This is a genomic window from Lysinibacillus macroides, assembly GCF_001281525.1.
Taxonomy (GTDB): domain Bacteria; phylum Bacillota; class Bacilli; order Bacillales_A; family Planococcaceae; genus Lysinibacillus; species Lysinibacillus macroides.
In genome coordinates, this window is the sequence record NZ_LGCI01000010.1 from 537,569 (window position 1) to 556,577 (window position 19,009).

The following is a 19,009-nucleotide window of genomic DNA, read 5'->3' on the forward strand; positions in this document are numbered from 1 at the left end:
TTTTAATAGTAAAAATACTCCATTTTTCATAAATCCATTTCACAATTTAGTTATGACAATAAATAATTTTATTATGAAATGCATGTACGACAACACTCTCACTAGATATTTCAGATTAAATTCATCCTATAAAGTTTACTGTCATTTATTCAGAATTTGTATTCTCATGCATTAACTCGTTGTTTTAATTCTTTGCTAAAAAGGTCGGTAACTAGTAATTTGAACACCTTGGGTATCATCAAAATAAGAAGCAACTGATGAATTAAAAGAAATTACTCCTCCCATGCCACTTGAACTTAAAGTGTAATTCTGAGATTGCGATAAAGTAATGTTAGATGTAGCATGTTGATAACTTCCTCTTGCAGTAAATGGATTGCCTGAATTCAAAAAATACACTGTTAGTGAATTTGTAATAGAAGTTGACGCTCCAGATTCTAATTTTTGTGATAAACCTACCCCTCCATTACTAGTTTTAAAATTTCCAGAGCTTGAAGAATAATTTATCGTGTTACCGTCCCACTTTTGATAACCACTTTTAGTAGATACCATAGTTCCTCCAGAATTATTATAAGGAATAATAGCTAATACATCATATGATCTAATAGCAGGAAGTTGTTTCCATTCATTAGTCAAAGTTACAGCTTTATCACTTAAACTACTGTGAACTACAGAAATTTTAATCTTTTTATAAGTTGTTTCATGGGTTGGTTGTCCTGTATTGCCACTAGACATTAAGCTAAGAATTACATCATTTGCTAAAACTTCTTTACTTAAGTCAGAATTTAAATACTCTTCCTCTGAAACAGTTGTTTCTGTTGAATCTATGACCATACCATTTAAATATGTTCTTTCAACTTTAACATAGATGATAGTGTCATCTCTCAATAAACTATCATTATTTTTAAAATTATCAGACATTTCTATTTCCATTGTTGCTATTGTATCCTCATCGAATCCTCTCAAAAGATTATTATATTGCTTTTTAGTCAACTCCACCCCATTTAAATTTGTGTAAAAAATCTCTTCTTTTTCTTCGTTTTGTTCATTTGCTTGCACTTTTAATGAGATAAAAGGCATCGTTATAATAAAGATTGTGAAAAATAAGAATGGTTTAATAAAACATTTTTTCATTTTATTCCTCCTCGTATATTAGTAGTAAGAGCTCTTTCCGATAGAATTTCCAGTTGATCCGGACAGCTGGAGGATCTGTTGGATTTCCTATAGGAAGTGGTCGCCAATTGGCTCCCTCACTCCTGTTTTATGTTTTACCTGTTTGCCCCTGGTTTGACCGAGGGAGCCAAAAGGAAATCACTATTTTCATTATTTATCATCTTTTCTTAAAGTATTGCTCACAGGTGCTTGCCTGTTTATTTGTCATACACTTTTTTAACCCAATTTTATAGCACAAGGGCGAAGGATGGAGGAGGCTCCATTTCAGTACTTCGTCCTTTTTTATGACAACTTTTATTTCACTCAGACTGTGCCCATGAGACAATGGAACGGACAAGGTATTCGCAGGAAATAGCTTTTCCTCCTTGCGGACACGCATGTGTACTGCTTCATAAGCCTGCTACCCATCGTTCATTATGGAAGGTCTAACCACTGGCTGCGACGCAATGATTGAAGAGAGTGTAGCGCTCAATTATGGTCTTCTCCATGCGATTGCTCATCACGAGGCAGACATCGATGATTCGACTGGGCACCCAGGTCTGCGTGTATCTTGATTAATTCCCCCTTTAGGAGGTGATTGGCATGTCACAAATGCTAGTCGGTATTGACGTGAGTTTGCGCTCCCATCATGTCCATTTCATGCATGGAGAGGGTCACACACTCGCTGATTTTTCTGTTCGAAATGATGTAGAAGGTGCGGACACCTTGATTCAAAAAATTATACGAACAGCGGAAAAAAATCAAACAGATCAATTAAAAATTGGGATGGAAGCCACGGATCAATATAGTTGGCACCTTGCCCATTACTTAAAAGCACAATGTAAGAAAGTAGTACCACATCTTCAAACAGCGATTTATATGCTCAACGCACGTAAAGTTTCCCGTTTTAAGAAGGGCTATGATATGTTACCGAAAAACGACAAAATAGACGCCTGGGTTATTGCGGATCATCTACGCTTTGGACGATTGCCACATGAAATGCAAGAAACCTTAATTTACGATGCACTTCGTCGATTAACACGCACGCGCTTCCATTTAGTCCATGAAATTGCCCGTAATAAAACATACATGTTAAATCAACTGTACTTAAAATTTAGTGGCTTACGCCAAGATAATCCGTTCTCCGATACATTCGGTGCGACAAGTGTCGCGGTGATAGAAGAACTAGATCCAGGTATCATTGCCGATATGCCTTTAGAGGAGCTCGTAGAGTTCCTACAAGAGAAAGGCAAAAATCGTTTTGTGGCGCCAGAGGAGATGGCGAAATATCTCAAGCAGCTCGCTCGCAATTCCTATCGTTTAGATAAAGTGATGGCGGATCCCGTCAATCTTTCTTTATCAGTCATTCTGAGCACGATTCAGCACATGGAAACCCAAGTAAAGCGTTTAGATAAAGAAATCGAACGCATGATGAAAGGTATTCCGCAAACATTAACATCAGTAAAAGGCATCGGTCCCGTGTACGCAGCGGGCTTAATCGCAGAGATTGGCGATATCCATCGTTTTGATGATCACCACGCTTTAGCGAAATACGCAGGTTTCGTATGGACACAGCATCAATCAGGTGAATATGAGTCTGAAAACACCAGTCGGATGCGAACCGGCAATAAGTATTTACGCTATTATCTTGTACAAGCTTCAGACGCCATACGAAAACATGACACCGAATATAAAGCCTTTTATCAAAAGAAATATCAAGAAGTAACCAAGCATCAACACAAACGCGCTCTCGTCTTAACCGCTAGAAAACTTGTACGGCTCGTGCATTCGCTACTACGCACGAAACAGCTGTACACGCCCAAAGAAGAAAGGAGAGAATAACGAACACTTTCTCGCTTTTCTTTAGTTAATTTGCAACTTCCATTTTTTAACTTTTTAAGTTGGAAAACGTGAGGTTTATTTGAGTGCGCCTTAAAGTGGCGATGAATAAGCTTTCGCACTTAGGAATTTCCAATTTTGATGTTTTTTATGGTTGACATTTCACCACTGGGCTCAATTATAAAATTTTTTATTACCTCAAAGCAATGTGTGAAAAAGAAACAAAATACACGCGATAAATATTCCCTAAAATGTAATATAAAAGGTATACTTATCTCATCTTTATTATATCTTTATTTAAAAAAAGAAAATATTCTTTTGTACATCAAATTTCGTTCTATTTCGACAATAGTACATCACTATGTAATCTTTATGATCTTGAAAAAATACACGTTCTTTCTCTAAATACAACTGGCAAAAACAGCAGCTTATAAAGGATTAGACGCTATTAGTTTCAATTAGTGTGTTATTTTTTAAGGAATATAAAAAACGCCAACTATAAGAAATTAAGATTTCTTACCTTTGGCGTTTTCCCCATTAATTTATTGTGGACGACGGGCGATGATGGCGACCCAGTCCTCCATTAGTAATACTTCTTCAATGATAAAGCCCGATGCTACTAGGGCAGCTTTGACATCATCACGTTTTGCAGCGATGATACCTGAAGTGACATATAATCCACCTGGTTTCACAATTGTATAGGCGTCGTCAGTGAAGGACATAATAATTTCTGCCAAAATATTTGCCACGACCACATCCGCTGGCTCTTTGACAGTATCTAATAGGTTGCCATGGAATACTGCTACCTGATCTTCAACTTTATTCAACGCAATATTTTCTTGTGCTGCACGTACAGCTACCTCGTCTAAATCGAGGGCATGCACGCTTTTAGCACCAAGCAATGCTGCACCAATTGACAATACGCCCGAGCCTGTGCCGATATCAATCACTGTATCGTCCTCTCGGATCACTTTCTCCAGTCCTTGTAAACACATCACCGTTGTTGGATGTGTACCTGTACCAAATGCCATTCCTGGATCTAATTCAATAATTAGCTCATCTGTTGACACAGGTGTATAGTCCTCCCATGTTGGTACAATGGTAAAGCGCTCAGAAATTTTGACAGGATGATAGTATTGCTTCCAAGCAGTTGCCCAATCTTCCTCATTGACCTCAACAATCGAAACAATATTTTCACCAATATCAATATTAAAGTTGGTCAGATTTGTAACGGCTGCTTTAATTTCTTCGACTGTTTCATTTAAAAAACTAGACTCTGGTAAATAGGCTTTGACAATTACACCGTCTTTTGGGAAATCCTCTTCATTTAGCGCATAAATTTCACCATACTGATCTTCACGTGGCTTCGCAAATTCTGCAGAATCTTCAATAACTACGCCACTTGCACCTGCTTCATGCAAAATATTTGAAATTGCTTCTACCGCTTCATTTTTTGTATGAATGGATAACTCTGACCACTTCACGTAGCTCTTCAGCTCCTCTAATTATTCGCCTTGGAATTTTTTCTTAATTTTATCGAATAGTGAACTACCTTGCTCTTCAGGAATATCACCACTAATTTCCGCAAATTCACGTAGTAATTGTTTTTGTCTTTCTGTTAACTTTTCGGGTGTTACTACTTTTACAATTACATATTGATTACCCATGCCATAACCATGAACATTTTTAATTCCCTTATCTTTTAGACGGAATTGAGCGCCTGATTGTGTACCTGCTGGAATACGTAATTTTACCTTACCATGAACAGTTGGTACTTCAATCTCATCACCAAGAGATGCTTGTGGGAATGTCAGTTTTAGCTCAAAGTAAATATCGTCGCCATCACGCTCAAAATCTTTATGCCCTTGCACGCGGAACATAATATATAAATCGCCTGCTGGACCGCCGTTTATACCTGGTTCACCTTGACCAGATACGCGAATTTGTTGACCATCATCAACACCGGCTGGGATGGTTACTTTAATTTTCTTGCGCTTTTGAACTTTTCCTTCTCCATGGCATGTTGAACATTTTTCTTTAATAATTTTACCTGTACCATGACATGTTGAACATGTACGGCGGTTCATCATACGTCCAAATGGTGTATCGACCGCTTGATTGATCTGACCAGCACCCTTACATGTCGAACATGTTTCAGGTTGAGTACCTGGCTTTGCACCTGAGCCATGACATGTATCACATGTTTCATCCTTTGGAATTTCAATTTCTGTCTCTTTTCCAAAAACAGCTTCCTCAAATTTGATGTTCATACGATATTGCAGGTCATCGCCTTTACGTGGTGCATTCGGATCTTGTCGGCGACCACCGCCACCGCCAAAGAATGAACTGAAAATATCCTCGAAGCCGCCAAAGCCGCCGCCTCCGAAGCCACCACCAAAGCCTGCATTTGGGTCTTCATGACCAAATTGGTCGTAGCGTGCTTTTTTCTCATCATCACTTAATACTTCATATGCTTCAGCGATTTCTTTGAATTTTTCATCTGCACCTGGCTCTTTATTAAGGTCAGGATGGTATTGCTTTGATAATTTACGATATGCTTTTTTAATGTCATCTTTTGAAGCCGATTTTGTTAAACCCAGCACCTCGTAATAATCGCGTTTTTCCATTATTCACACTCCGCTCTATTTGCATAAAATCTATTGTACCATGCAGTCGATAAAACTGTCTTATTTTTTTAATGAATCATTGATAAGCATAAAATTTTGTTAGCATACACAATGATTTTGCCAATGGTGTTATTTACTCATCGTAACCTTACAATAAGAAAAGCCAAAGCCGCAAGCGGTCTTTGGCTTTTTCACTTAACTGTGCTGTTTATTCTTATTTATCGTCTTTTACTTCTTCAAAGTCAGCATCTACAACACCATCATCTTTTTTGTCAGTGTCTGCACCTGCTTCACCGCCTTGTGCAGCCTGAGCTGCTGCTGCCGCTTGCTCATACACTTTCATTACCAATGGTTGTAATACGCCTTCTAATTTTTCTTTTGCTGCTTTAATGCCTTCTAACTCACCAGCTTCAAGCGCTTTTTTCAATTCATCACGAGCATCTTCTACAGATTTTTTCTCGTCTTCTGTAATTTGCTCGCCTAGGTCAGCAATTGTTTTGTCCACTTGGAATACCAATTGGTCAGCTTCGTTACGAAGATCTGCTTCTTCTTTACGTTTAGCATCTGCTTCAGCATTCGCTTCTGCGTCTTTCACCATGCGTTCAATATCTTCCTCTGATAAGCCTGAATCAGATTGGATCACAATTGTTTGTTCTTTGTTTGTACCAAGGTCTTTTGCCTTTACAGATACGATACCATTTTTATCAATATCGAATGTTACTTCGATTTGTGGTACACCACGTGGTGCTGGTGGAATATCTGCTAATTGGAAGCGACCTAATGTTTTATTGTCAGCTGCCATTGAGCGTTCACCTTGTAATACATGAATATCTACTGCTGGTTGGTTATCAGCTGCTGTAGAGAATACTTGTGATTTTGAAGTAGGAATTGTCGTGTTACGGTCAATTAATTTTGTGAACACGCCACCCATTGTTTCAATACCAAGTGAAAGTGGTGTTACGTCAAGTAATACAACATCTTTTACATCACCTGTTAAGACACCACCTTGTACTGCAGCACCCATTGCAACAACCTCATCAGGGTTTACACCACGGTGCGGCTCTTTAGCTGTTTCTTTACGTACCGCTTCTTGTACTGCTGGAATACGTGTAGAACCACCAACTAAAATAACTTGGTCAATTTCAGAAGTAGAAAGACCTGCATCTGATAATGCTTGACGTACTGGACCTACTGTACGATTTACTAATGGTAATGTAATTTCGTCAAATTTCGCACGTGTTAAAGAAATCTCTAAGTGTAATGGACCTGCTTCACCAGCTGTAATGAATGGTAAAGAGATTTGTGTAGATGTAACACCAGATAAATCTTTTTTCGCTTTTTCAGCTGCATCTTTTAAACGTTGCATCGCCATTTTATCTTTTGATAAGTCAATGCCATTTTCTTTTTTAAATTCAGCAACAAGATATTCGATTACCGCATCATCGAAATCATCGCCACCTAGTTTGTTGTCACCAGCAGTTGCTAATACTTCAAAGACACCATCACCTAGCTCAAGGATAGATACGTCAAATGTACCACCACCAAGGTCAAATACAAGTACTTTTTGATCTTGATCTTGCTTGTCTAAGCCATATGCAAGTGCCGCTGCTGTTGGCTCATTGATAATACGTTCTACTTCAAGACCAGCAATTTTACCAGCATCTTTTGTCGCTTGGCGCTGTGCATCGTTAAAGTAAGCAGGTACTGTAATAACTGCTTTTGTTACTTTTTCACCTAAGTAATCTTCTGCATAGCCTTTTAAGTATTGAAGAATCATAGCAGATACTTCTTGTGGTGTGTATTCTTTATCTTCCACTTTTACTTTGTCAGCTGTACCCATTTTTGATTTGATCGAAATAATTGTGTTTGGATTTGTTACTGATTGACGTTTCGCCACTTCCCCAACTTGACGCTCACCGTTTTTAAACGCCACAACAGATGGTGTTGTACGGTTACCTTCTGGGTTTGGAATTACTTTTGGCTCTCCACCTTCAAGTACAGAAACGCAAGAGTTTGTTGTTCCTAAGTCAATACCAATAATTTTGCTCATTAAAATTTCCTCCTATTATGTCAACGCAATGGATGCGTTTTCTCACTAACTATAATTGATAAAATAGTGCAATGACTATTCGTTCACAGATACCATTGTTGGGCGTAATACACGATCTTTTAATAGATAGCCTTTTTGCAGCTCGCGTAAAACAATTCCTGTTTCTTTTTCACTATCCTGTTCCTGCATAACAGCTTGATGTACATTTGGATCAAATGGCTCACCTTCTGCTTTAATCACTTGCAGGCCTTCTTTTTCTGTTGCTTCTATTAAGGAGCGATAGACCATATCAATGCCTTTAATAATAGACGCTGCCTCTTCAGAAGTTGTTTCCACCTGTAAAGCCCGCTCAAAATTATCAAGGACTGGCAATAAATCAGAGAGTAAGCTCTGTGCTCGATATTTTTCAGCAGCCTCACGATCTAGTTGCTGGCGGCGACGCATGTTATCAAAGTCAGCACGTAGGCGTAGATGACGATTTTCCTCATCCTCCAGCTTAGCTTGTAGTTCAGCAAGCTTTGCCTCATACTGCTCTTCTATTGATAATTCTGCTGTTTCTTCTTGTACCTCTGCTTGTTCTACATTTTCTGCAGTAGTATCAGCCTGTACATCTTGTTGTTCTTGTACTAGATCTTTGTTTTCAGTTGTTTCCGTCACTTGAATCCTCCTCATTATTCCTCATTCAAATTTTTTGTAAAGGCCTGCGTTAGATCCAGACGCATTACATCTAATAAAGCCACGACACGCTTATAATCCATGCGTGTTGGACCAATAATAGCAATTGCTCCCTGCTGATCATCACCAATTGAGTAAGTCGTGGTAATGACACTGCAATTTTCCATTTCTAGTTGTTTATTTTCTGAGCCTATCCGAATATGAATACCTGATTCATTTGGATGGAAAAGTGACTGCACCTGGCTAGTCGTCTCCATCAAGTCCAAAATCATGCGGACTTTATTCAAATCATGGAATTCTGGCTGATTAAACATATTGGTTTTACCACCATAGAAAATTTTACTTTCTGAATTATGCATCGTTGCTGTCACAAGTGTATGAATAAAATCATCCGCTGATCGAACATGCTGCTGTAAAACGGCTAGCACCTCAGCCTCAAGCATTTTATGAATATCCTCTAAGGACACACCGATTAAACGCTCATTTAAAATATTAACCATTTTTTCTAAATCAGCAGCCGTAACATCAGGTGGTAAAGTAAACATACGATTTTCAACATGTCCTCTATTTGTCACGATAATGGCTACTGCTGTATCGCTAGAAAGAGGAACAATGGAAAAACGTTTGACACGATGTCGTTGAACATCGGGCCCTAAAAGTATAGACGTATATGATGTCAGCTCTGATAAAATATTGGCTGACTTTCGGATAATATGCTCTACTTCTACAAGACGGTCATTAAAAATTGATTGGATTTGTTGAATGTCCCTTGAGTTAATGCCTTGTGGACGCAACAAATGATCTACATAAAATCTGTAACCCTTTTCTGAAGGCACTCGACCAGAGGAAGTATGGGTTTTTTCTAAAAATCCTAGTTCCTCTAAATCCGCCATTTCATTTCGTATAGTGGCTGGACTAAATGTAATCCCTTGTTTTTTGGAGATCTGGCGAGAACCTACCGGCTGTGCAGACATAATAAAATCATCTACAATTACTTGCAATATTTGTAATTGCCGATTTGTTAGCATGATTATCACCTCTGTTAGCACTCAACTAAGAGGAGTGCTAATACTATTATTAAGTTATCAAATCCCACTTTTTATGTCAATGAAATCGCTCAATCTTCTAATAAAAATTGTTGAAATACTTCATTTCCTACAAAACGCCCTTTTCTTGTTAGACGAATTCCTTTATGATCGTGTTCTAAAAGACCTTTTGCTACTAAATTTTCAATAACTGTAGGATAATGTACCGTCATGGGTGCTTGAAATTTTTCTTCATATATTTTGTGCACAACACCTTCTGTTTTACGCAGCCCTAAAAACATTTGCTCTTCCCTTTTCTCAGTTTGCGTTACAGTATGCTGCTGTACAATTGGGAGCTCCCCTGCTAAAACAGCATCCATATATTTTTTTAATGGACCATGATTCGAATAGCGTACACCTGCTAGATAACCATGAGCGCCAGCACCAAAACCTGCATATTCATCATTATCCCAGTAAATTTTATTGTGGCCTGATTCAAAACCAGCCTTTGCAAAATTACTGATTTCATATTGCTGAAGTCCTTGTAACTCCATCTGCTGCATTAACACATCATACATATCTGCCTCTAAATCTTCCGTTGGCAAATGCAGCTTACCCTTTGCATACTGATTATAGAAAATCGTTTTTGGCTCCACAATAAGGGAGTACGCTGAAAAATGCGGCAAATCAAGCGCCAATGCTTGCCCTAATGAGTCCTGCCATTGCGCCATTGTTTGTCCTGGCAAGCCATACATTAAATCAATGCTAATATTGTGGAAGCCAATTTTTTTAGCCAAGGCGATTGTTTCATAGACATGCTCATTACTGTGGGTACGGCCAATTTTTTGTAATAGCCCTTGGTCGAAGGATTGCACACCCATACTTAAACGATTCACGCCACCGTCAAACAATACTTGTAGCTTATCTGCTGACAGTTCATCTGGGTTAGCCTCTGATGTAAATTCTGTCACACTCTCCAATGGAATATACATCTGAATCAGTGTTAGCAACTTGTCCAATTGCTTGGGTGATAAAGCGGTTGGTGTACCTCCGCCAAGAAAAATTGTGTCAATATGACGAAAATGTTTAGGATATTTTGCTGTAGCAAGCGCCATCTCTTGCCCCAATGCTTCTATATATTCATCGACAGGTTGATGTTTAAAATAAAATTTATTGAAATCGCAATAATTACAGATTTGATGACAGAAAGGAATGTGAATGTAAATACCTCGTGCCATAGCAATCCCTTCTTTCTTGTTAAGTCTTTTCCATTTTTACATTATAACCAATCCATACAAGGAACGCTATGAATCCATCTAGTAAGCTTTACACGTCTATACCCCCTTTTTATTCCAAGTAAAAAAGTATGCTAAAACCTATCACTCTAGCATACTTTTATCTAATATTTATTAGTCATCTTTCTTTATTGTAAGAGCTGGACCAAGCTTATTACCATCCATATCGACAGGAAAGAGCTTATAATGTTTCTCTGTTAAATAAAGTGCATCCACGCGAATGCCCCACTTAGTCCCTTCATCATTTAATGAATAAGGCTCTTTAAAAAGCCATGTCTTCCCTCCCTTTGATTGAATTTTAAATGGCATTGCATCATTGACAAGACGTTGCTCTGCATAAAAGTAAATCGTTGTCGAAATGGGTGTTGACACCACTCTGTCAATCGTTATTTCCTGTTGATCGACATGCTTGACTTTTTTTTCTACCGTAAAAACATGGCGATCTTCCTGTAATTGCTCTTGTGAAGCCTCCACTTGAAATTCCCATGGCTCTTCAATCGGTGTTTCTACGTTCCAATCTTTATAACGAATGTCCAATTTTAAGTGATCATCTTTCGGTAAATTGTCCATCTTTACACTATTATAAATGGTATATGCTTCAGTAGACTGTGCAATAGACTGACCTCCATTGCGAACCATATAATCTTTACCATTGATAAGTATTTGTGGAAAGAAAAATATCTGATGCTCTGAAGTAAACGTCTTCACAGGTTCAAACGTTGCATTTAATAAAATTTGATTGTCATCAATAATTACTTCATGTAATGTTAAACGTCCTAAGCTATTTTTAGAGGTTTTCTCTACATCCGTTTTGTAGGCTTCAAACGCTACTTCCTTATCCCACCACAAATACAGCAAAGCGCCACTAGTAACTATCAATAAAAGGAATACAGCCATCATCCATTTCTTGCGTCCTCGATTTTCCTTATCCAGATCGACAACTCGAAGCATATCATTAGCCAACATGTACACCTCTTTTTAAAAATAGTTATGACTTATTGTAGTTAGTAATGGAGCATTATATAACCTGTAGTGAATAGGAGGTTGGAGTAAATTCGCTATGATAAAATTCCTTTATTATTGGTGACGAGCTTTAGTAGCTTCCTGCATTAAATAGTTCACAAATACATCGTCTCTGACTAGCCATGCTTGAAAGTTTCTTTTTAAAAACCATTCTGCTTCATGAAAACTTGTAAAGGTGTGCGCTAAAGGGCTTTTATCTTTTTCAATTACCCAGTCAATCTCGTCCTTTGAATAGAGAATAAATAATTCATCGTGCTGATTTTTATAAAAAGTACCAGATGCAGAGCCCTTTAAGTTATAGCGATTTCGTTTAGCATCCTCAGGGATTGGCTCAATATGGAATGTCGCTAACACAAACTGCTTGTAAGCCTCCTCTGTTAAAGAGCAACCAGCCGCTTTTTGATGCCCTCCTCCACCGAATGCTGCAGCAATAGATGAAACATCTATATGATCATGAATCGTACGCAAGGACATTTTTTTACTGCCCATATTAATCATGGCTATATAGTCGAGATGTACATTGTCATTGCCCAATTCATTGCCCAGCTCAGAAAGATAGGATTCTGCATAGACAACACCTGCATAGAAATCTCCCAAATTCGTTTGTACAAGCTCTCGTTTTTTTCGTCGAATATAACGCTCTATTTTGTCTTCTTCCATACTTAAAATTTTCTTTTCGAATTCATCAAAATTAAAATGCTCACTTGTTTTTAAGCGATCCAGCATTTTTTCTTCAAATTCATCAATGGATACTAAGAAAAAGAGAGCATTGAGCCGTTGTGCTTGAAAATTTCCGTTCTTTTCCCATTCCCATGTATCGTACTGTCTCACTAACTCTACAAATTCTGTTAGAGCCTCTGTTTTTTCTAATAAGCCCTGTGTTACAAGGTACTGATAAAATAAAGATGTGGCTGACGTTAATAAACCTTGCTCATCTTCAATTAATACCCTTCCCCATTCATAATGATTGAAATGAAGTGCTGTTTTATGATGGTCCAGCAATTGTACATTACCAGTCGCTTGATAATAATCATTTAAATGTTGTTCATTCGTTTCATTTGGCGAAAGATCTGTAATAAACAAAAAAGTATTTTGATGATCATTTTCCAAAAAGAATTCTATCTCTCGATCCAATGAGGAAATGGAGTTGTAACGTATTTTCACCTTATCCTGAAAGGCGAGCTTTGCTAAAATGCCACACCCTACACCATCTAAATCGTTATGTGATAATAATTGATACATGTCTTCACCTCAAAAAGTAGTATGGTTGTTTTTTTGGAATTCAAACAAAAAAGCTTTCTATAAATTTGTAATAAACCATTGCTGAAATGACCACGCTCCGATCTATCATGAAAAGATTTATAATTGAATAAAAATAACCATACCTACAAGAAGGAAGGAAACTGTCAATGCAACGAAAAATAACGTATATCGGAGTTGGCATTTTATTTATCTTTGCTTTAGCCTTTTCAGCATATAAATTAATGAATGCCCGAGACTATCAATTGTTTGGTAATATTACCTCTCATATTGAAACCCATGAAAAAGTCATTGCCTTAACCTTCGATGATGGGCCTACTCACCAGACAGATGCCATTTTATCACTTTTAGACAACTATAACGTAAAAGCAACCTTTTTTCTCATCGGTAAGGATATTGAAGCAAACCCTGAAGAAGCGAAGAAAATTGCTGCGGCAGGACATCAAATCGGCAATCATACCTATTCGCATAAACGTATGGTGCTAAAAGGCCCTTCCTTTATCAAGAATGAAATCGAAAAAACAGATGTCTTAATTGCCAATCTTGGCTATTCAAAGGTACCCGTTATCAGACCACCATATGGCAAAAAATTAATAGGCTTACCCTATTATTTAAAGAAGCATCATCGTGAGACGATTACTTGGAATTTAGAGCCTGATACTTACTATACAGAGGCGAAGGATAAAGTAGCATATGTCAAAGAAAATGTTCAACCAGGTTCCATTCTATTAATGCACCCGATGTATGATGCGACAGGCAATGAATTACAGGCAATTGAGGACGTTTTACAAGCACTTATGGACGATGGCTATACTTTTGTAACGATTGAGGAATTACAAAAATTACAAAAATAATTTCTTTTACTCCTTATATTAAGAATCTGCCCTTATCATGGTGCAGATTTTTTTTAATATGAGGCTGCTAAAAAATATTTCCCTCTAACATTATAATATATGTATAGTATTCAAGGCTTTCCACCATCTTCTTAATAGTATGATATAGAAGTTAGAATTTTTGGAACTATTAATAAATATTTTCTTAATAAAATATAAGATCCATTTATACTAAAATATGCTATTATAATTTTAGTATAAGGTCCTATTTTTCTTAAACGAAAAATAGAGGAAATAAGAACTATAAAAGGATGATGACTATGAAAAATATCCAGCAATTATTTCAGAGCGAAGATGGGAATATCCATCAAAGAGAGCAATTATTAGTATTATTAGAGAAAATTGTTTCTTCTTTAGATGCATTAAAAGATCCAGACATCACAACACTTGGCCCATTGAAGGAACGCCCTGCTAATTTTTATCGAGAGCTTATGCAGGAGCATCAAGTGCCCACAACAGGCATTGGGCTTGAGGAAGTAGTAGAACAATTAACCCAACTCATGCAAGGACATCCTTACCACACACATAACTTTGTGACAAATGTGTTACCAATGGCAAGCATTCCTGGCATATTGGGCCAATTTACCAATGCGCTACTAAATGGCAATAATTTATGGGACGTTTATGGACCAGCTGCTGCGGAATGTGAAGTAAAGGTAGTCGCAATGATGTCTAAATTAGTTGGCTATGATTATACAAAAAGCTTTGGCTATACAACCTGGGGTGGACAAGGTGCTGTTTTTAGCGGGCTACGTCTTGCCATTGCAAAACAATTCCCACATGCAAAAGAGGATGGTGTACCAAATAATTTATATTGCTTTGCTTCAGAAAATGCACATTACAGCCTATTAAAATCTATAGAAGCAGTAGGTATTGGCAGTAAGCACTTAGTACGTGTGAAGGCAGGCAGGGATCACTCAATGGATGTGGCAGATTTACATATTCGTATGACGGAAGTGATAGAAAATGGGGGTATCCCGATTTATGTTGTCGCAACAACAGGTGCAACTGATCAATTTGGTATTGATGATGTACAAGCAATTAAAGAAGTCACAACAAGCCTTGAGAAAAAGTACAGTCTAAAACCAATACATATTCATGCAGATTCAGCTTTAGGTGGCTTTTATGCGTTCTTTAATGACTATGATTTCAAAAATAACCCTCTTCAATTTGAGCAATCTGTTTTACAAGGGCTATTACAAATACAGGCTCGTATGCAGCACCTAGCCATTGCAGATAGCTTGTGCTTTGATTTCCAAAAACTCGGACAAACGCCTTATTTAACAAGCTTATTTTTACTAAAAGAGGGCAAGCATTTAGAGCTATTAGATATCGAAGACTTTGATACACTCTATGTTGGCAATCGTGGCTATGGCTCTTACCATACAGGTTATACATTGGAATGCTCTCGTATGGGCAGTTCTATCGCCATTTTTGCTGCATTACAGGCATTTGGTAAGGAGGGCTACCAGCAATTATTAGCCAATTATGTACAAGTAAATTTAGTTTTCCGTGCACAATTAACGGCAAAAATACCTCTGCTACAAGTCGTCAATGCAACAACTATCGGACCAGTTACAGCCTTTCGTTTATATCCAGACGGCTTGAATTGGCAGTCTGAACAAGCTGGTCATTATACGCAAGATCAAATTGAGCATATTAATGCGATGAATGCCTCTTTCTTTGAAATTATCGGTGAAGGTCGAGAGGAAGTATTTTTCGGTGATACAACACGTGTCTGCACGGTGAAAGCAAGCGATACAGCACAATCTGTTCCTATTGCTGCGGCAAAATTCTTCTCGATTTCACCTTATACAGAAACAGCACATATCCCAAATATGATTGATTTCTTACAGGAAAAGCTTAACGTATTGGAGGCAGCTCATCATGCGTATAGTTAATAAATTAAAAAGTTCATTACTCTATAAATATATAGCTAGCTTTACCATACCAATAGCGATTATTTCAGTATTATTTAGCGTTGTGTTGTTTGTTGTTTCCTACCGTATTATTGATAATTTTGTTTTAACACAATTTGAAGCTTCCCTTGAAACAACATCAAACGCTATTTTTGAAAACATTGAAAAAAATGATGCGATCGCAGCGGATAATAGCAATCCTGACAAATATAAAAAAATATTGGAGCAATTAAATACAGCCGTTAAAAAATATGATATTGAAAATGCCTATATTCTTTCAAGGGCAAATGGCAAGGAGCATATTGTTGCTTTAAGTAACACTGACAATCATCATCAGGACTATATATTTGATGAAAAAATGCATGTAGCCCTCGATAATGGCTCTCCACAGGTAAGTGATATTTATAAAGATGAATATGGCACTCATAAATCGATCTTTATTCCATTTAATAATACAGATATTATTTTTGGCTTAGATATGGATGCATCATTTATCTCTAAGCTACAAACAGAAACGTTGTGGATTTGTATTGTGATGACCATTATCTTTATTATTTTTGGGGTTATTGTCGCTTATTTTATTAGCCTCGGTATTACAAAGCCAATTAAAAAAATGACGCATTATGTGGAAAAGGTGGCACAGGGAGATTTAATTGAGGAGCCGCTTCAGATACAAGGGGACAATGAAATTGCTCAGTTAGCAACAGGCATTGAAAAGATGACACAAGATTTACGCACGCTTATTGAACAAATAGCACACAATGCTGAGCAAGTAGCTGCTATGTCCGAAGAATTAACAGCAAGCTCAGAGCAAACAAGTGCATCCATTCAACAAATTACCTCCTCCATGCAAGAGGTGGCAGCAGGGTCAGAAAAGCAAACTGCTTCTATTGAGGATGTGGAAAGCCATATTACAGAGATTTCAAGCAAAATGACAGAGGTTGTGACAAGCGTCAATGATGTGACAGATAAAGCCTTCCAAACATCGGCTATTTCAGAGAAAGGCAATGCAACGATCCAAGAAGCAACAGAAAAAATGTCCATCACCTCTCAAGCAATTCAAGAATCAAGTTCGGTTGTCGAACGCTTAAGCGCTTATACAAATGAAATCGGTGATATTGTAACATTAATTGCGCAAATTACAGACCAAACAAATTTACTTGCTTTAAATGCTTCCATTGAGGCAGCTCGTGCAGGTGAACATGGAAAAGGCTTTGCCGTTGTTGCTGAAGAAGTTCGCAAGCTGGCTGACCAATCGTTAGCAGCCACAAATAATATTCGCACACGTATTGAAACCATTAAAGAAGAATCTACACAAGCCGTCAAATCAATGGCTATTAGCAGTAGCAATCTTGCTGAAAGCTCAGCAACATTTCATGCATCAGGCGAAGCATTTAGTACGATTTATGCTCAAATTACAGCACTTACAGAGGAAATGGATCATGTCAATACAATTATGACCACTATGAATAAAGGCATTGATGGCATCGCTACTTCCGTAGAGCAGGTTGGTATTGTCGCAGCACAAGCTTCTGGCAATATTCAAAATGTAGCTGCCGCCTCTGAGGAACAGTCTGCAAGTATTGAAGAAATTACAGCCTCCTCTAATAATTTAGCGCAGATGGCACAGCAGCTTCGCCATATTATTCACAAATTTAAGCTATAAATGAAAATCCGCTATGCTAAAAAAGAAAGCATAGCGGATTTTTCTATCCATCAGTTTTGCTATTTTATCCGTCACTTTTGTTATACTATCCACCTCTTTAAGAAAAAATAGCTTTATATAAGACTTTTCACCATTTTTGAAATAACAGCTCCATCCGCCTGACCTGTTAATAACGGTTTAGCAATTTTCATTGCCTCGCCCATATTCATTCCCTTGCTAATACCAGCAGCAGCTAATTTCCCAGCTATTTCCTCTTCTGATAGTTGCTTTGGTAGGAAGGATTTTAAGAGGATCAATTTTGCCTTTTCTTTTTCAATTAAATCTGCTCGGCCAGCCGTTTGAGCACCCTCTAAAGCCTGATTGGTTTGCTTTACTTCACGATTAATAACCGCCATTTCTTCCGCAGCCGTTAGCGCCTCGCCTTTGTCCTTTTCAGCCGCATCTAACGCCGATTTTAATAGCGATAATACGCCTTTCGCTAAAGCATCCTTCTCCTTCATAGCTGTTTTTAATTGTTCAAATACCTTTGTTTTTAACAATGTGTTCACTCCTTTTTGTCAACGATTATACCATATAAGCATCGGATAATTTTACTTGATACAATAGCATCCCTTTTAGCTCGCCCTGATAAGAAAAAACGCCTTGCCGAATCAGTTGTCGAATACGATATTCAATCCATTCCGCTTCCCTATATTGCTCCATATGTCCCAGCGCTTCTCCAACAATTCTAGCTGTGTTTTGATAATCATGCTTCCCTTGCTCATGATGGAGGCGCTTAGCACAGGCAATAATCAAGTCATCATCTTTTGTTTCGTCACTACTATGCCAAAGCTCATGAAACTCCCATGTACGAATAGAGTGAAAATCGTCAGCTAACATATTTAAACCTTCCTGGCACAAAATCTGTCGTAATGCCGTTTTTAAAGGGCGTCCCTGATCATGCTCATAAAAATATAATAAATCCTCTGCTCTGACCTCTCCTGATGATCGTGGATAATGCTCCTCTGCTAGCTGGGGATATGTATACATTTCATGGAATAATTGAAAGGTATCTAATACGTAAATATCATTGATGTTATGTTCTAATATCGCCAATATAAGCCGAAGCCCTATTTGTTCATGAGCATTTTGACAAGTCCAAATAATAATATCGAGATGTGGTGGGCTATTTTTAATGTGCTCGATCGCTTCCATTGTTTGACGCTGCAATAGCTCTAAGTCATCGTTATTCATGATAGAGCGCTCTCGAAGCCATTGGAAGCGAGCCTCAATCCCTGCTGCTGTATGTATAGCCTTTAAGGGACCGATAGAAAAATTACCCGGTATTACAATCACTTCATCTGTCTTATCATAGCTTGTGTTGCGAAGTGCTGCTTTTAAACTGCCTCCTGGTGAATCACCAAAAACAATATGGACAGTTTGCTTAGCTGAAACAGAGGGTCCTTCTGTTTGCTGCAATAAAAATTGCTGTATGCTATCCCTTGATCCCTTATTTAAAAGTGCTAGAAAAAGCATGGACTTTGCCTCATCTTCGCTTAATTGTTTAATAGCCTTTTTTAATTGCTTTATCTCTGTCATTCACTATCCT

Annotated in this window: 15 protein-coding genes; 4 read left to right on the forward strand and 11 right to left on the reverse strand. The window is 37.8% G+C overall.

All coding sequences use genetic code 11. The features are described 5' to 3' along the window. Positions 1-195: 195 nt before the first annotated feature. A complete protein-coding gene (locus tag ADM90_RS17455) occupies positions 196-1,131 on the reverse strand; it encodes a hypothetical protein (RefSeq protein WP_053996194.1) in 936 nt (311 codons plus the stop codon). Between the two features lie 621 nt (positions 1,132-1,752). Between ADM90_RS17455 and ADM90_RS17465 the strand changes: the two genes are divergently transcribed. Further along, positions 1,753-2,991 (forward strand): IS110 family RNA-guided transposase, encoded by a 1,239-nt coding sequence (locus ADM90_RS17465; protein ID WP_053995080.1) that lies wholly within the window; start codon positions 1,753-1,755, stop codon positions 2,989-2,991. A gap of 539 nt (positions 2,992-3,530) precedes the next feature. Here ADM90_RS17465 and prmA read toward each other — a convergent pair. The 8 genes from prmA to ADM90_RS17505 all read right to left on the reverse strand — a co-directional run bounded on the left by prmA (position 3,531) and on the right by ADM90_RS17505 (position 12,925). Then, positions 3,531-4,472, reverse strand: coding sequence for a 50S ribosomal protein L11 methyltransferase (gene prmA / locus ADM90_RS17470; RefSeq protein WP_053996196.1), 942 nt, complete (start codon positions 4,470-4,472; stop codon positions 3,531-3,533). 21 nt (positions 4,473-4,493) lie between these two features. After that, positions 4,494-5,615, reverse strand: a complete 1,122-nt coding sequence (gene dnaJ, locus ADM90_RS17475; protein WP_053996197.1) for a molecular chaperone DnaJ — start codon at positions 5,613-5,615, stop codon at positions 4,494-4,496. Positions 5,616-5,829: 214 nt separating this feature from the next. Next, entirely contained in the window at positions 5,830-7,665 is a 1,836-nt protein-coding gene (gene dnaK, locus ADM90_RS17480; protein ID WP_053996198.1) for a molecular chaperone DnaK, read from the reverse strand. Positions 7,666-7,740: 75 nt separating this feature from the next. Beyond that, complete coding sequence (gene grpE / locus ADM90_RS17485) at positions 7,741-8,322, reverse strand: nucleotide exchange factor GrpE (protein ID WP_053996199.1); 582 nt, start codon at positions 8,320-8,322, stop codon at positions 7,741-7,743. Positions 8,323-8,336: 14 nt separating this feature from the next. After that, the gene (gene hrcA / locus ADM90_RS17490; protein ID WP_053996200.1) at positions 8,337-9,368 is read right to left on the reverse strand and encodes a heat-inducible transcriptional repressor HrcA; all 1,032 of its coding nucleotides are present in this window, start codon (positions 9,366-9,368) and stop codon (positions 8,337-8,339) included. An 89-nt stretch (positions 9,369-9,457) separates the two neighbouring features. Next, entirely contained in the window at positions 9,458-10,603 is a 1,146-nt protein-coding gene (hemW, locus tag ADM90_RS17495; protein ID WP_053996201.1) for a radical SAM family heme chaperone HemW, read from the reverse strand. A 171-nt stretch (positions 10,604-10,774) separates the two neighbouring features. Continuing rightward, a complete protein-coding gene (locus ADM90_RS17500) occupies positions 10,775-11,623 on the reverse strand; it encodes a DUF4179 domain-containing protein (protein WP_053996721.1) in 849 nt (282 codons plus the stop codon). A 114-nt stretch (positions 11,624-11,737) separates the two neighbouring features. Next, positions 11,738-12,925 (reverse strand): DHH family phosphoesterase, encoded by a 1,188-nt coding sequence (locus ADM90_RS17505; RefSeq protein ID WP_053996202.1) that lies wholly within the window; start codon positions 12,923-12,925, stop codon positions 11,738-11,740. Positions 12,926-13,092: 167 nt separating this feature from the next. On the opposite strand from ADM90_RS17505, the gene ADM90_RS17510 reads away from it, so the two are divergent. From ADM90_RS17510 to ADM90_RS17520, 3 genes are all read left to right on the forward strand, one after another. Next, positions 13,093-13,797 carry a polysaccharide deacetylase family protein gene (locus ADM90_RS17510; RefSeq protein ID WP_053996203.1) on the forward strand — a complete coding sequence of 235 codons (705 nt, stop codon included), beginning with the start codon at positions 13,093-13,095 and terminating at the stop codon, positions 13,795-13,797. A gap of 299 nt (positions 13,798-14,096) precedes the next feature. Continuing rightward, complete coding sequence (locus ADM90_RS17515) at positions 14,097-15,737, forward strand: pyridoxal phosphate-dependent decarboxylase family protein (protein WP_053996204.1); 1,641 nt, start codon at positions 14,097-14,099, stop codon at positions 15,735-15,737. Continuing rightward, positions 15,724-17,421, forward strand: a complete 1,698-nt coding sequence (locus tag ADM90_RS17520) for a methyl-accepting chemotaxis protein (protein WP_053996205.1) — start codon at positions 15,724-15,726, stop codon at positions 17,419-17,421. The genes ADM90_RS17515 and ADM90_RS17520 overlap by 14 nt, the downstream gene beginning before the upstream one ends. A 113-nt stretch (positions 17,422-17,534) precedes the next feature. On the opposite strand, the gene ADM90_RS17525 is transcribed toward ADM90_RS17520, so the two are convergent. Both ADM90_RS17525 and ADM90_RS17530 read right to left on the reverse strand, forming a co-directional pair. Continuing rightward, positions 17,535-17,960 (reverse strand): GatB/YqeY domain-containing protein, encoded by a 426-nt coding sequence (locus tag ADM90_RS17525; protein WP_053996206.1) that lies wholly within the window; start codon positions 17,958-17,960, stop codon positions 17,535-17,537. A 25-nt stretch (positions 17,961-17,985) separates the two neighbouring features. Continuing rightward, positions 17,986-18,999: a DUF1835 domain-containing protein gene (locus ADM90_RS17530; RefSeq protein ID WP_053996207.1), complete on the reverse strand. Its 1,014-nt coding sequence runs from the start codon at positions 18,997-18,999 to the stop codon at positions 17,986-17,988. Between the last annotated feature and the right edge of the window lie 10 nt (positions 19,000-19,009).

Excerpts from the sequence above, each read along its gene's own strand:
- ADM90_RS17455 (WP_053996194.1), bottom strand. The coding sequence starts at position 1,131 with ATGAAAAAATGTTTTATTAAACCATTCTTATTTTTCACAATCTTTATT.
- ADM90_RS17465 (WP_053995080.1), top strand. The coding sequence starts at position 1,753 with ATGTCACAAATGCTAGTCGGTATTGACGTGAGTTTGCGCTCCCATCAT.
- dnaJ (WP_053996197.1), bottom strand. The coding sequence starts at position 5,615 with ATGGAAAAACGCGATTATTACGAGGTGCTGGGTTTAACAAAATCGGCT.
- dnaK (WP_053996198.1), bottom strand. The coding sequence starts at position 7,665 with ATGAGCAAAATTATTGGTATTGACTTAGGAACAACAAACTCTTGCGTT.
- hrcA (WP_053996200.1), bottom strand. The coding sequence starts at position 9,368 with ATGCTAACAAATCGGCAATTACAAATATTGCAAGTAATTGTAGATGAT.
- hemW (WP_053996201.1), bottom strand. The coding sequence starts at position 10,603 with ATGGCACGAGGTATTTACATTCACATTCCTTTCTGTCATCAAATCTGT.
- ADM90_RS17505 (WP_053996202.1), bottom strand. The coding sequence starts at position 12,925 with ATGTATCAATTATTATCACATAACGATTTAGATGGTGTAGGGTGTGGC.
- ADM90_RS17510 (WP_053996203.1), top strand. The coding sequence starts at position 13,093 with ATGCAACGAAAAATAACGTATATCGGAGTTGGCATTTTATTTATCTTT.
- ADM90_RS17515 (WP_053996204.1), top strand. The coding sequence starts at position 14,097 with ATGAAAAATATCCAGCAATTATTTCAGAGCGAAGATGGGAATATCCAT.
- ADM90_RS17520 (WP_053996205.1), top strand. The coding sequence starts at position 15,724 with ATGCGTATAGTTAATAAATTAAAAAGTTCATTACTCTATAAATATATA.
- ADM90_RS17530 (WP_053996207.1), bottom strand. The coding sequence starts at position 18,999 with ATGACAGAGATAAAGCAATTAAAAAAGGCTATTAAACAATTAAGCGAA.